Here is a 14,273-nt window from a genome sequence, read left to right on the forward strand (position 1 = left end):
TTATGCGTGTAACGCTCTTCCATCTACAGCTAATGCAGCTTCACCAATCGCCTCAGATAATGATGGATGCGGATGAATTGTATGTGCTACTTCCCAAGGTGTTGCATCAAGTACTCTTGCAAGACCCGCTTCAGAAATCATATCTGTTACGTGTGGTCCGATCATATGAACACCAAGAATGTCATTTGTTTCTTCATCAACTACAAGTTTTACAAAACCGTCTGATTCTCCGTATACAAGTGCCTTTCCGATTGCACGGAATGAGAATTTACCTACTTTTAACTTATAGCCTTTTTCTTTCGCTTCTCGTTCTGTTAAACCAACAGAAGCAACTTCTGGACTGCTATATACGCATTTCGATACCATAGAATAATCAATTGGTGTAACTTCTTTACCAGCAATATGTTCTACAGCAACAATTCCTTCATGCGAAGCAACGTGAGCAAGTTGTAGGCCACCGATTACATCTCCAATTGCGTAAATATGAGATTCCTTCGTTTGATAAAACTCATTTGTTTGAATGTATCCTTTTTCCACAACAATATCTGTATTCTCTAAGCCCATATTTTGCGTATTCGCTTGTCTTCCTACAGATACAAGCATTTTTTCTGCTTTAAATGCTTTATTCTCACCGTTATGTTCAGCTTGAATTGTTACTCCATTATCTTTTACCAATGTTTCTGGTAATACTTTTGCACCAGTTACCACTTTAATACCTTTTTTCTTGAATAGACGCTGCATTTCTTTTGAAACGTCATTATCCTCTAGTGGTAATATGTTTTTCGCATACTCTAATACTGTAACTTCTACACCGAAGTCAGCAAGCATAGATGCCCACTCAATACCAATTACACCGCCACCAACAATAATGATCGAACTAGGAAGCGTTTCCATTTTTAGGGCATGATCCGAAGACATTACATACTCTCCGTCTAACTCTAATCCTGGTAATGAATTTGGACGAGAACCTGTTGCAACAAGTACATTTTTTGGAATTAACATTTCATTCTCTTCTCCACTTGCAAGTTCAACTGAAATTGTACCTGGCATTGGAGAGAAAATAGATGGGCCAAGAATACGGCCAATACCTTCAAACACATCAATTTTACCTTGTTTCATTAAATGCTGAACGCCTTTATGAAGCTGCGTTACAATCTTCTCTTTACGCTCTTGTACTTTAGCAAAGTTTAGTTCTACATTACTTGCAATAACTCCGAACTCTTCTCCTTTTTTAGCAGTTGCGTATACTTCCGCACTACGTAAAAGAGCTTTACTAGGAATACATCCTTTGTGTAAACAAGTACCACCAAGATTTTCTTTTTCAACAAGTGCAGTTTTTAACCCTAGTTGTGATGCACGAATAGCAGCAACATATCCACCAGTACCGCCGCCAACGATGACTAAATCATATTCTCTTGCCATTATCTCAACCCCTAGCTACTGTTTGTTTTTCTCGTACAACATATTCTTTTGGAGCTTCTTCTTCACGTAATACACGAAGTGCTCCTTCTGCTAACGCTTGTAATTCATCTTCTCCTGGATGTACGATAACATCTGCAATCCAGTGAACACGTTCTTTTATTTCATCGACAAGAATTTTACTGTACGCAAGTCCACCAGTTAATACGATTGCATCGATTTTCCCGTGAAGTACAGCACTAGCTCCGCCAATCTCTTTTGCAACTTGATATGCCATTGCTTTATAAATAAGAGTTGCTTCAGGATCACCTTTTTCAACCATTTGTTCTACTTTAATTGCATCGTTTGTACCGATAAGACTTACAAGTCCACCTTGTCCGACAAGTTTTTTGACCATTTCGTCTCGGTAATACTCACCAGAGAAACACATTTCAACTAATTGCCCTACTGGTACTGTACCAGCACGCTCTGGACTAAATGGTCCTTCTCCGTTTAAGCCATTATTAACATCGATAACTTTTCCTTTTTTATGAGCACCAACTGTAATACCGCCGCCCATATGTGTAACTAATAAATTTAAATCCTCATATTTGTGATTTAATTCATCTGCTACTTTACGAGCAACCGCTTTTTGGTTTAATGCATGGAAAATACTTTTACGTTCCATACCAGCAATACCGCTAATACGAGCAATCGGTTCCATTTCATCTACAACGACAGGATCCACAATGAATGCAGGAATATTTAATCCAGAAGCGATTTCATAAGCTAGAATGCCTCCGAGATTTGAAGCGTGATGACCGCTAAACCCATTTTTTAAATCTTCTAACATCGCATTGTTTACTGTATACGTACCGCCTTCGATTGGACGAAGTAATCCACCACGCCCACAAACAGCGTTTAATTTTGAAATGTTAATACCATGAGAATGTAGAACTTCTAAAATCGTTTCTTTTCGAAACTCATATTGGTCGATAATTCGCTTATATTTCCCAATCTGTTCTACGTCATGACGAATAGTTTCTTCTAGAACGGGTCTTTCATTATCAAAAACACCAATTTTTGTGGATGTACTACCTGGGTTAATAACAAGAATTCGATTTACAGACAATGTTGCTACCTCCACTAATAAATTCAAAAGGAAGTGGGAACCTCATAAGAGGTAACCACACCTTTTGTAAAAGTTATATATGAATGATTAGCGACGGCTAATAATATCGTGACCGTTGCGTAAGTATGTGCTACGAGTGTTTTTCAAGCTTGCAATGCGCTCTTCAGCTAGACGATCCGCTGCTACATAAGTTGCTATGCCATCGCGTTTTGAAATTTCGATTACTTTTGCAATTGTGTCATAAATTGACTCAACACGTTTTAGTGCACGTTCTCTATTGTATCCATATAATTCGTCTGCTACGTTAATTACGCCACCTGCATTAATTACATAGTCTGGTGCGTATACAATACCCATTTCATGAATGATGTCGCCGTGACGATCTTCTTTTAATTGGTTATTTGCAGAACCCGCAATTACTTTTGCTTTAAGTTGTGGAATAGTTTCATCATTAACTGTTGCGCCTAATGCACATGGTGCGTAAATATCACATTCAACACCGTAAATTTCATTTGGCTCAACTGCTGTTGCACCGAATTCTTCTACTGCACGTTGTACAGCTTCTTTATTAATATCTGTAACGATTAATTTCGCTCCTTCAGCGTGTAAATGTTTGCATAGGTGATATGCTACGTTACCAACGCCTTGAATAGAAATTACTTTTCCTTCTAGATTATCTGTACCAAATGCTTCTTTTGCAGCTGCTTTCATACCACGGTAAACACCGTATGCAGTTACTGGAGATGGGTTACCAGAAGAACCGAATGATGGTGAAATCCCTGTTACAAAATCAGTTTCTTCATGGATAATATCCATATCATCTACTGTTGTACCAACATCTTCAGCTGTAATGTAACGTCCGTTTAGTCCTTGAATGTAGCGTCCTAATGCACGGAACATCGCTTCGCTTTTATCTTTACGTGGATCACCGATAATTACTGTTTTTGCACCACCTAAGTTTAAACCAGCTGCTGCATTTTTGTATGTCATCCCTTTTGCAAGACGCAATGCATCTTCAATCGCCGCTTCTTCAGAATCATATGTCCACATTCTTGTTCCACCAAGAGCTGGTCCAAGTGTTGTATCATGGATTGCGATGATTGCTTTTAAACCAGATTCTTTATCTTGACAAAATACCACTTGCTCATAATTATATTTTTCTAAGTATTCGAAGATTTCTAATGTCATTGTCGTTTCCCCCTAATTGTTTTACCCTATTTGGTTTATTTTGAAGCAGTCGCAACTGCCAATGCTAATGAATATACTTTTGTTTCTGCTGAATCAGCACGTGATGTTAAAACAATCGGTGCTTTAGCGCCAGCAATCATCGCTCCTACCTTTGCATTTGCAAAATAGACGAGTGATTTATATAGCACATTTCCAGCTTCAATCGTTGGGACGAGTAAAATGTCTGCCTTACCTGCTACATCACTTACTATGCCTTTATGTTCTGCTGCAATTTGTGATACTGCATTATCTAAAGCAAGTGGTCCATCAACGACACAATTTTTAATTTGTCCGCGGCGATTCATTTGAGTTAACATCGCTGCATCAATTGTCGCTTGCATCGCAGGATTAACAACCTCTACCGCTGCAATTGGCGCTACCTTTGGCAAATCAATTCCTATTGCCTGGGCAACTTCTACAGTATTTTGTATAATAGCAGCTTTTTGTGTTACATCAGGTGCAATGTTCATCGCTGCGTCTGTAACAAAAATAAGACGATCGTAATTTGGAACTTCAAACGCTGCAACATGTGAAAGTACGCTGCCCTTACGAAGTCCCCACTCTTTATTTAATACAGCTTTCAAAATATTTGCTGTTGGGATGTTCCCCTTCATTAGTACATCTGCTTCGCCATTTCTTACAGATTTAACAGAAAGTTCTGCAGCCTCAGCACTTGACGCTGCTGCAATCACTTCAATATGTTCTGAAGTTTGTAACCCATGCTCTTGTAGCATCCCTATTATTTTCTCTTGATTTCCATATAGACGAAATTGAGCTAGCTGTAACTTGATTGCTTTCGCTACAGCTTCAATTACTTCATGATCTTCAGCTACTGCTACAGCCACAGTTTTTTTAGGTTGTCCTGCTGCTTGATCAATTAAGTGTTCTAACTTCATATTTTGTAATCAACCCTTTCCGTCGTCCCTCGTCTATTCATTAAGCAAATACCGTGCCAACTTTTAAAAGTGGTCTTACCAATAATGAAAACGCATTCAAAATGCAGTAAAATCAATACTTTGGAAAACAACGAAATATTCTGTCTCGTTTTGTCGCTTTTTGTATACCATGCAATAAATTGCACGGTACGCAATTTATTGCATGCTATTTTTTGCACAGTCGTACTTTTCTAGCTTGTAATATAAGTTTCGAACTGAAATTCCTAACGCTTTTGCAGTCTTCGTTTTGTTCCCCTCAAATTTCTCTAAATATTCACGGATAATATTCCCCTCAAATTCTGTCACTAGGTGTTCAAGGGCCTTCTCTTCTAATTCAGGTAATAAATTATTTTGTTTCGGCTCTACTTGTTCTTCTTTATGTAAAGGCGGTAAATGATGTACATCAATATATATCTCGTTATAATTCATAAAGATAATAGCTCGTCCTAAAATATTTTCAAGTTCCCTAACATTTCCTGGCCAATCATATGATTGTAAATACGAAACGGCTGAATCGGTGAGTCCTTCTACATTACGACCATAATCTTGATTAATTTTTTGAATTAACCTTTCTGCAATCGCTGGTATGTCTCCTTTACGCTGACGAAGGGAAGGAATTTGAATCGGAATTTTATTTAAACGATAATATAAGTCCTCTCTGAACTTCCCTTCTAAAATAGCTTTTTCTAAATTCACATGCGTCGCAGCGATCACTCGAACATTAATAGGTATCGCTTTTGTTCCCCCTACTTTCACAATTTCTTTTTCTTGTAGTACACGAAGGAGCTTCGCTTGCGTATTTGCAGATAACTCTCCGATTTCATCTAAAAAAACACTTCCATTATTCGCTTCTTCAAAGAATCCTCGTTTCCCGCCTCTTTTCGCTCCAGAAAACGCGCCTTCCTCATAACCGAATAATTCACTTTCTAATAAGCTCTCAGAAATAGCAGCACAGTTTACTCGTACAAACTTATTGTATTTTCGATTACTACCGTTATGAATAGCGTGTGCAAATAACTCTTTCCCCGTACCAGATTCCCCTCTAAGCAATACTGTTGCCGGTGTATTCGCTCCAAGTTTTGCTTGTTCAATAGCTGCCGTCGTTTCATCTGAATCACCAACAATATCATCAAATGAATATTTTGCTTCTAACGTTCGAATAATTTGTCTTGCCCTATTCAATTCATTTGTTAACTTTTGAATTTCTGATACATCGCGAATTACCCCGACGCTCCCTTTCAATATTCCATCAACAATAACCGGTGCTACGTTTACAATTACATCTCGCTTTTTTTGCCCAATCTTCATATGTATCCCTCGTACTGCTCGGCGCGTCCGAAGTACTTTCATATGCATACTTTCACCTTCTACAATATCAGTTGTAGCCGGCTTCCCAATAATTTCTTCTTCAGTCAAACCCGTTAACTTCGTATAAGCAGGGTTTATAACTAGCCCTCTTCCTTTCTCATCAACAACCGAAATCGCTTCCTCAGATGAGTTAATAATCGCCTCAAGTAGCGTTTGAATTTCTTTTAAGTCTGTAACTTCTTCTGCTAAATCTACAACTTCTGTAATGTCTTTAAAAATCGCAAATGCTCCTTGAACCTCTCCATCTTCTTTTAATATTGGAATACGCGTTGTAATGATCTTATTTTCATTCTCTAGCGTCAGTTCATGATTCACTTCTATTTGTTTCGTACGTATAATCCGAAGCAGCTTACTCGTTGGAATAACTTCTAAAATATATTTCCCTATTGCTTCCTCTTTTTTATATCCAGTAATACGCTCTGCGCTTTTATTAAACAAACGCACTTGTCCCTCTTGGTCTATAACAATCATACCGTCGTGCGTAGAATTTAAAATTAAATTCCCTTGTTGCGTCTGTTCTTCTAGCTTCCCAATTAAGCTTTCCTTCTCATGCGCTAGTCTCGTAACAATTTTTGCAATATCCCCCGGTATAAGAAGGGTGTCTTTATGCTTGCTGCCCAATAAAACTTTATGTAAATCATAATCACCTGTCATATCAAACATCACATCAATATGCATAGAAAGAAACGGAGTTACACTATCACCAATCGGAGTCCCATATTCCTTTGCGATTTGTAATCCTTTCGCAATTGGATTAATATCAATAACTCCTATAATTTGAAATATATTCGAATTTTGTAACAGACTCAGCAGTGTACTCCCACCTTCACCCGCTCCAACAATTAGCACCTTTTGTTTCATACATTACACTTCCTCTCGAAGTATCTCTGCAAAATTTTTCACATCCTTATCTTACTCGTTCAGCAATCTCTTGACAAACCCCCTTTTCATATAACATCATTAAAATAAACAAAATAATCTGAAAAGGGGCGTTATGTATGCAGCGTTACCTCGCTCTATCATTAGCACTCATCCCGATTTCATTAGCCGTGCTTGGTATTAAACTAATGCGAGATACTGTATTTGGGATTTTATTCTCCCCAATCCCTATATTATGGTTACAATTTTTAATCGGCGCTCTTTGCTTTGCACTCGGGTTTTATATTTTCGGCGGCTTCGTCTTACACAGAGATCGTAAGAGAAATAAAGTACAAGCCCGCTTCAGGAGATAGAACAGCGTTTTCACATACCGATAAAAAAATGAGACCATCATATTAGGTCTCATTTTTTATCGGTAATAAAGTTCTTGCTGTTTCAGGATAATCAGTAATAATCGCTGATATGTTCATATCAAAATATTTACGCATAAGCGTTTCTTCATTTATCGTGTAAGGACGAACCTCTACACCACTTTCCATCGTTAATTCAGCGATGGCATCTTGAAGATAACGATAATTCGGATGCACTGCAGTAGCCCCCATCTTTTTTGCATATGCCCACGGGCTATGCAAACCTTCACGATACAAAATAGCTGTTTGAATATCAGGAGCCATCATATGGCACCGTCTCATACTATAGTGGTTAAACGAAGAAAATATAACCCGATCCTCCAGACTAAACTTACGTACAAGTGTTATAACCTCTTCTTCTAAACCTCTGTATGGAATTTTATCATTTTTAAGTTCAATATTAAGTAGCAATTGCGTTTTTCCAAGCCACTCCAGTACCTCTTCTAAAAGAGGAATTTTACAAAAACCTACTTTTTCACTAAATTTATAACTTGCATCTAACTTACATAAATCCTCGTATAAATAATTTCGAACAGCACCTTTTCCATTCGTGGTCCGGTTCACAGTTTCATCATGAATAACGACAACTTTTCCATCTTTCGTTAATTGAACATCGAGTTCAATTCCGTCTGCCCCGAAAGCCTCTGCTGCTTCAAATGAAATCATTGTATTTTCCGGATACGTTCCCGCCGCACCACGATGCGCAAATATAAGAGTCATCCTCACTCCCCCAATCTTATGCTATACTATACGAAAAAGGAGGTACTTCTATGAGACCATTACAAATTTCTCCAGACACTGCAGTCCGCCTATCAAAAGCGTTAGGTGTTCCACTTGAACAACTTATGCATATGCCACAGCATATTTTAATCCAAAAGTTAGTTGAATTAGAAAAACAAAATAAAGACGAAGAATAATATAGTCCTGTTTTGCAGGGCTTTTTATTATCATCTATTATATCACGGATAACTTACCCACTAAAATTATGAATGCATGGAACAACAAAATAAAAAGCCTCTATAAAGAAGCTTTTTCTACAAATTGCAAATTTTAATTTCCTCCAACATATTGAAGGTCTCCAGATTTGTGTAATTCACCTGTTACTCCATCTCCAAAATTATTTAAAGAAAAAGTTTGCTCTTCTAGCGGATCCATAACTCCTGTAGCTTTTCCGATATTACCACCTTGCAGTTTCCAAAAGTAGTTATGATCGTCCACAACTTTACTAAAGTCTTTGTTTATCCATCTTTCAGCAATCGCTAAAAGTTCTTCTTTCGTTTCAAAATTACTCTCATTTAAGATACTTCTTACTTTTTCAGCATTCTCTTTAGACATCGGGATTGCTCCCCATTTTTGCTCAGCTATTACTTTTTGGTGAGTCATACTATGCATCGCTTTAACTAAGTCTTCTTCAGTAGAATCTTTTGTAATTTGAAGTTTCGCACTTGCGCCACCAATCTCACCAAACTGCGCTTCTTTTTCTTTTGGAACTGTTTTATATTCGCTTGTATCTATTTCAGCACTAGCTTGTTTGTCCGCCGGATTATCTGCAAGTTCTAACATTCCATAAGTTATACCAGCAGTAAGCCCAACTAAGCCTATTGCACATCCAATCCAAATTAAAATTTTCTTTTTCATATAAACCTCCCAATATTCCCCAGTAAATTCCCTAACAAATATCATATCAAGAAATATCCCTTTATAGATAATTTTACTAAATATATGTTTTATTTTCCATATAAATAAATGAATCACCTTTAAATGTGTCATAATCATATTTCTTATGAAATACTACTTCAATATTATCCTTATAACAAAATAAAAGATCAACGAGTGTTTTAAACTCATTGATCTTTTATAAAAAAATTTATTTTGAATATACTAATCTCAGCTAGCCTTATGTTCAAGTCTTAGCTTATCCGCAACCATTGCGATGAACTCGGAATTCGTAGGTTTTGCTTTTGACATCGATACAGTATAACCAAATAAGGACGAAATAGAATCAATATTCCCACGGCTCCAAGCTACTTCAATTGCGTGACGGATTGCGCGCTCGACACGACTTGCTGTTGTATTATATTTCTTTGCGATATCCGGATATAATACTTTCGTAATAGATCCTAGTAATTCGATATCATTGTACACCATAGAGATTGCTTCTCGTAAGTACATATATCCTTTAATATGAGCGGGTACACCAATTTCATGAATGATACTTGTAATACTCGCATCTAAGTTTTTCGGTTTGCCATCAATCGTTGTTGCTGATCGGAAAGATGGTAATGGACGTTTAATGGTAGCATTTTCCTTACCACTAACTTGACGAATATGACTTGTTAAATTCTCCATATCAAATGGTTTTAATATGAAATATGATGCCCCTAAATCAACCGCTTTTTTCGTCACATCTTCTTGTCCGAATGCTGTCAACATAATAACGTTAGGTTGTCTTAACCTTTCAATATGTCGCATTTTCTCTAGCACAGCTAGACCATCTAAATGTGGCATAATAATGTCTAAAACGAGTATATCAGGCTGCTTTTCTTTCAATAAGTTTAAACATTCTTGACCATTGTAAGCAATTCCAATAACTTCCATATCATCCTGAGCAGCAACATAGCTCTCTAGCATCGATACCAATTCTTTATTATCATCCACAAGACATACTTTAATTTTCTCCACAGTTTTTCCTCCCTTACCGAATCGATTCTTCCGACATGTGTAAGCTTCTAGGCTACATGAATTGTTCGACAATTGTGTGAAAATTCCCTTTAAAGTTTCTTACTTTCCGATAAAATCACAAAAAAATATGTTTATCGTTCATTTTTTTCCTTTCGCAACACATTCCATCATAGAATTACAGCGAAACGTTCAACCCTTTGCTTATATTTTACAACAAAAAACAGCTCTTGCGGAGCTTTTACAAAATTTCAACGAATTTTTCAAAAGAAAAGCGAGCTAATATGTATTAGCTCGCTTTTTTCTCTTGATCATAAATATTAATTCCAGCCTCATGTAACATCCATTCAATATGAACACCGTATCCTGACGTTGGATCATTTACAAATACATGTGTAACCGCACCAATTACTTTCCCATTTTGTACAATCGGACTTCCACTCATTCCTTGTACAATGCCACCCGTTTTTGCTAGTAAACGTTTATCTGTCACTTTTATAACCATACCTTTTGTAGCCGGGAACTTTTGTGGTACTGTACTAACAACTTCAATATCAAACGCTTCCACCTTATCTTGATCAATAACTGTTAATATTTTCGCTGGCCCTTCTTTTACTTGATTTGATAATGCGATAGGCATTGCTTTATCCATTATGCCGTTTGTCATATTTGTATTTAATTTCCCAAAAATACCATACGGGCTATTTATTGTAATATTACCAATCACTTCACGATCCGGTGAAAATCTTGCTAATTTTTCTCCAGGGTTCCCGTGACTTCCTCTTTCAATAGACGTTACTGTCGAACGCATAATTTGTCCATCTTCTACTTGAATTGGCTTTTTTGTATCATTATCGGAAATTACATGACCAAGCGCTCCGTATTTCATAGAATCTGGATGTACAAACGTCATCGTTCCGATACCAGCTGCTGAATCACGAATATACAATCCAATTCGGTAAGAAGATTCACCATTGTCTTTTTGTGGTGTTAGCTTAGCACGAATATATTTTCCATCTCTTAATAAAACAAGATTAAGCGGTTCACCTGTTTCTCCACTATTATGAATAAATGGTGCTACATCACTCATTCTTTCAATTGTTTTACCATTGATTTCAGTAATCATATCTCCAATCTGTACACCAGCTGTTTCACCAGGAGATACTTTACCCTTTTCAGTTTGAATTAAATGATGGCCTACAACAAGTACACCTTTTGTGTTCAATTTTACACCAATCGATTGTCCACCTGGAATAACTTTAAAATCTTTTAATACTTTCACATTTACTTTTTTCACTGGAAAACCAGCAAGTTGAAACACCATATCAGCTTCACCATTTTGGTGAGAATTTACCATAAGTTCTTGTTCATTTGAACTTACAGTAAATACATTACGATTTGTAGATGAAGCCTTAAAAACTGGTAATGATGCTATTTCTGATTGTTGTCCTTCAAAAACAACAAGTTGCTTCGGCGATGAAATAAACGTTCGAAGCGGTTTAAAACATCCAATAAAAACTAGAGAAACAAGGAGACAAAGACCTATTATTTTTCGAAATCTTTCTAATTTCAATTTGTTCACTCTCCTCGCTCCTACCCACATTCAGCCTCTTGGCTTCACTTTTTAATCTCTCCTTGCAGTGCTTTATTTATAACCGGAAGAATTAAGAAATCGTCATTTGAGAAAAAAAAGCTATCCATTACTGGATAGCCTCTGCTGTCTGTTTGAAATGATGCGCTTGCGTAAGTAACTCTTTCGCATGCTCTGTCGTTAAATCTGTAATTTCAACACCAGAAATCATTCGAGCAATTTCTGTTACTTTTTCATCCGTACTTAACACAGTAACCGATGTAATCGTCCGATCATTCGCCACTTGTTTTCTAATAAATAAATGCGAGTCCGCCATTGAAGCTACTTGAGGTAAGTGCGTAATACAAAGTACTTGCGAGTTTACTGATACACGATAAATTTTTTCCGCAATAGCCTGCGCAACCCGACCACTCACACCCGTATCCACTTCATCAAAAATAACAGATGCAACACCTTGATGCTTAGAAAAAATGCTTTTTAAAGCTAAAATAATACGAGATAACTCTCCGCCAGAAGCAACCTTTGAAAGTGGCTTTAACGGTTCACCCGGATTCGTTGAAATATAAAATTCCACATGATCGTAGCCATCCGCCGTAAGTTTTACCGGTGTTCCTTCCACGAGAGGTTCTTCTACATTTCCTACCCTCTTCATAATTCTCACTTCAAATTTCGTTTTTTCCATATATAGTTCTTTTAATTCTTGATGAATAGCGCTTGTAAGATGATCTGCAAGCTCATGACGCATATTACTTAACAACGTTGCTTCTTTTACAATAACACCTTCTAAATTCGTTAACTGCTTTCTCGTCGTTTCAATATGTACGTCTTTATTTTCAATCGTAAAAATTTCTTGTTCAATTTTATCAGCATACGCTAAAATCTCTTCTACAGTATTTCCATACTTTCTCTTTAACATACGGATTTCATTCAAACGTGTTTCAATTTCATCTAGACGTTTCGGATCATATTCCATCATATCTAACTTTTCTCTAAGCTGATATGCAACTTCTTCTAATAAGTAATAACTATTTGCAATGGAATCATGATTTTCTTGATACGCTTCATCTAAGTGCGTAATACTCTCCATTTGTCCCATTGCATTTCTTACGTGATCTAACCCCTGTCCGTCTCCACTTAACGAACGATATGCATCTCCTAATGCTTTATAAATCTTTTCAAAATTGGAGATTTTTAATCGTTCCTCAGTCAATTCATATTCTTCATCCATTTTTAAATCCGCATTGCGAATTTCTTCATGTTGGAATTGAATTAAATCTAGACGATGGGCCATTTGTTGTTCATTTTCACTTAAAGATTTCAGCTGTTTTTTTAACTTCTCATAGTCTGTATATACATTTTGATATATGTCCAATTGTTTAACAATGCGATTTCCATCAAAATGATCAAGCATAAACATATGACGCTCTTCATTCATTAAATCTTGTGTTTCATGCTGTCCATGAATATCAACTAGCGTTTTTCCAATCTCTTTTAATATGCTGAGTGTAACAAGTTTTCCATTTACACGACAGACACTTTTTCCGTTCGCAGCGATGTCACGCTTCAAAATAATCATGCCATCTTCTATTTCTATATCTAACTCTTCTGCTTTTGCGATACATGGATGCTTGTCATCTTCTACATAGAATAATCCTTCTATCTCAGCCTTTTCTGTTCCATATCGAACAAATTCTGCTGAACCACGGCCACCAACAAGCAAACTAATTGCATCAATAATAATGGATTTTCCAGCTCCTGTTTCACCACTTAAAACGGTTAAACCTTTTTGAAAAGAAATATTTAATGCCTCAATAATAGCAAAGTTTCTGATCGATAATTCCGATAACAATGCCCCATTCACCTCGTTATAAACTAATCCCCAATTAAGGGCTTTTCTCAGTATTCTTCATTCAAATAGTTATACTATATGTTTGTATGTATAAATTACTCTTCTAACCCGCTCCATTGTACCAAACATTCGTTTTACGGGTCAATCCACCTATTTTCTAACTTCATTCAAAAAAAATAATGTATTGTATTTGAAAATCCGTATTTTACGCCAATAAAAATATCTTGTTTACTTTCCACTTTACAGAGGAAAGTAAACAAGATTTTTCTGTTACAGCATATTTAAGAAACGATCAGAGACAACACCTGTATCTTCAGGTGTACGGCAAATAATTAAGCAAGTATCATCACCACAAATGGTTCCGACTATCTCATCCCACTCTAAATGATCAATAAGTGCCCCAAGTGAATGAGCGTTACCAGGCAATGTTTTTAACACAAGCATATGTCCTGCCGTGTCTAATTTTACAAATGAATCCACTAGATTTCGTTTTAATTTTTGCAACGGATTAAATCGTTGATCTGCTGGCAAGCTATATTTATAGCGACCATCATGTAATGGCACCTTCACTAAGTGCAGTTCTTTAATATCGCGCGATACTGTTGCTTGCGTTACATTAAACCCCACATTACGTAAAATATCAACTAGTTCATCTTGTGTTTCAATTTCTTTGTTCGCAATAATTTCCCTGATTTTAATATGGCGCTGACCTTTATTCATACATTTGCACCTCACACTATCTCTTACCATAGTTTAAACATTGGTATACTTCATTTATTTATGTTAACGTATAATCCGTTACTTG

13 protein-coding genes are annotated in these 14,273 nt (G+C 36.6%); 2 read left to right on the forward strand and 11 right to left on the reverse strand.

The features are described 5' to 3' along the window. The 5 genes from lpdA to V7038_RS05215 form a co-directional block, all read right to left on the reverse strand. Positions 1–1,422, reverse strand: a complete 1,422-nt coding sequence (gene lpdA, locus V7038_RS05195; RefSeq protein WP_002111728.1) for a dihydrolipoyl dehydrogenase — start codon at positions 1,420–1,422, stop codon at positions 1–3. A 4-nt stretch (positions 1,423–1,426) separates the two neighbouring features. After that, a complete protein-coding gene (buk, locus tag V7038_RS05200; protein WP_002111730.1) occupies positions 1,427–2,530 on the reverse strand; it encodes a butyrate kinase in 1,104 nt (367 codons plus the stop codon). An 87-nt stretch (positions 2,531–2,617) separates the two neighbouring features. Then, complete coding sequence (locus tag V7038_RS05205; RefSeq protein ID WP_335469382.1) at positions 2,618–3,718, reverse strand: leucine dehydrogenase; 1,101 nt, start codon at positions 3,716–3,718, stop codon at positions 2,618–2,620. 35 nt (positions 3,719–3,753) lie between these two features. Continuing rightward, on the reverse strand, positions 3,754–4,653 hold the full coding sequence (gene yqiS, locus V7038_RS05210) for a phosphate butyryltransferase (RefSeq protein WP_070128984.1): 900 nt from the start codon (positions 4,651–4,653) through the stop codon (positions 3,754–3,756). Between the two features lie 195 nt (positions 4,654–4,848). Further along, positions 4,849–6,921, reverse strand: coding sequence for a sigma-54 interaction domain-containing protein (locus V7038_RS05215; RefSeq protein WP_002111734.1), 2,073 nt, complete (start codon positions 6,919–6,921; stop codon positions 4,849–4,851). 137 nt (positions 6,922–7,058) lie between these two features. Between V7038_RS05215 and V7038_RS05220 the strand changes: the two genes are divergently transcribed. Further along, positions 7,059–7,292 (forward strand): DUF2627 domain-containing protein, encoded by a 234-nt coding sequence (locus V7038_RS05220; RefSeq protein WP_002111735.1) that lies wholly within the window; start codon positions 7,059–7,061, stop codon positions 7,290–7,292. Positions 7,293–7,334: 42 nt separating this feature from the next. Here the strand turns inward: V7038_RS05220 and V7038_RS05225 are convergent, their stop codons facing one another. Further along, positions 7,335–8,069 (reverse strand): glycerophosphodiester phosphodiesterase, encoded by a 735-nt coding sequence (locus V7038_RS05225; protein WP_335469384.1) that lies wholly within the window; start codon positions 8,067–8,069, stop codon positions 7,335–7,337. 50 nt (positions 8,070–8,119) lie between these two features. On the opposite strand from V7038_RS05225, the gene V7038_RS05230 reads away from it, so the two are divergent. Continuing rightward, a complete protein-coding gene (locus tag V7038_RS05230) occupies positions 8,120–8,266 on the forward strand; it encodes a YycC family protein (protein WP_001247671.1) in 147 nt (48 codons plus the stop codon). 133 nt (positions 8,267–8,399) lie between these two features. Here the strand turns inward: V7038_RS05230 and V7038_RS05235 are convergent, their stop codons facing one another. The 5 genes from V7038_RS05235 to argR all read right to left on the reverse strand — a co-directional run bounded on the left by V7038_RS05235 (position 8,400) and on the right by argR (position 14,188). Continuing rightward, the gene (locus V7038_RS05235) at positions 8,400–8,987 is read right to left on the reverse strand and encodes a PRK06770 family protein (protein WP_033714025.1); all 588 of its coding nucleotides are present in this window, start codon (positions 8,985–8,987) and stop codon (positions 8,400–8,402) included. Between the two features lie 249 nt (positions 8,988–9,236). Continuing rightward, positions 9,237–10,031, reverse strand: a complete 795-nt coding sequence (gene spo0A / locus V7038_RS05240) for a sporulation transcription factor Spo0A (protein WP_002111741.1) — start codon at positions 10,029–10,031, stop codon at positions 9,237–9,239. A 286-nt stretch (positions 10,032–10,317) separates the two neighbouring features. After that, complete coding sequence (spoIVB, locus tag V7038_RS05245) at positions 10,318–11,610, reverse strand: SpoIVB peptidase (RefSeq protein ID WP_033711018.1); 1,293 nt, start codon at positions 11,608–11,610, stop codon at positions 10,318–10,320. Between the two features lie 118 nt (positions 11,611–11,728). Further along, on the reverse strand, positions 11,729–13,468 hold the full coding sequence (gene recN, locus V7038_RS05250; RefSeq protein WP_002111746.1) for a DNA repair protein RecN: 1,740 nt from the start codon (positions 13,466–13,468) through the stop codon (positions 11,729–11,731). A 270-nt stretch (positions 13,469–13,738) separates the two neighbouring features. After that, positions 13,739–14,188, reverse strand: coding sequence for an arginine repressor ArgR (argR, locus tag V7038_RS05255; protein ID WP_002015076.1), 450 nt, complete (start codon positions 14,186–14,188; stop codon positions 13,739–13,741). Between the last annotated feature and the right edge of the window lie 85 nt (positions 14,189–14,273).

The sequence above is a fragment of the Bacillus sp. JJ783 genome (assembly GCF_036963225.1).
In the GTDB taxonomy this organism is placed as follows: domain Bacteria; phylum Bacillota; class Bacilli; order Bacillales; family Bacillaceae_G; genus Bacillus_A; species Bacillus_A cereus_U.

Coding starts and splice junctions, on each gene's coding strand:
- V7038_RS05230 (WP_001247671.1), top strand. CDS start 8,120: ATGAGACCATTACAAATTTCTCCAGACACTGCAGTCCGCCTATCAAAA.
- V7038_RS05235 (WP_033714025.1), bottom strand. CDS start 8,987: ATGAAAAAGAAAATTTTAATTTGGATTGGATGTGCAATAGGCTTAGTT.
- yqiS (WP_070128984.1), bottom strand. CDS start 4,653: ATGAAGTTAGAACACTTAATTGATCAAGCAGCAGGACAACCTAAAAAA.
- V7038_RS05215 (WP_002111734.1), bottom strand. CDS start 6,921: ATGAAACAAAAGGTGCTAATTGTTGGAGCGGGTGAAGGTGGGAGTACA.
- V7038_RS05205 (WP_335469382.1), bottom strand. CDS start 3,718: ATGACATTAGAAATCTTCGAATACTTAGAAAAATATAATTATGAGCAA.
- lpdA (WP_002111728.1), bottom strand. CDS start 1,422: ATGGCAAGAGAATATGATTTAGTCATCGTTGGCGGCGGTACTGGTGGA.
- V7038_RS05225 (WP_335469384.1), bottom strand. CDS start 8,069: ATGACTCTTATATTTGCGCATCGTGGTGCGGCGGGAACGTATCCGGAA.
- V7038_RS05220 (WP_002111735.1), top strand. CDS start 7,059: ATGCAGCGTTACCTCGCTCTATCATTAGCACTCATCCCGATTTCATTA.
- argR (WP_002015076.1), bottom strand. CDS start 14,188: ATGAATAAAGGTCAGCGCCATATTAAAATCAGGGAAATTATTGCGAAC.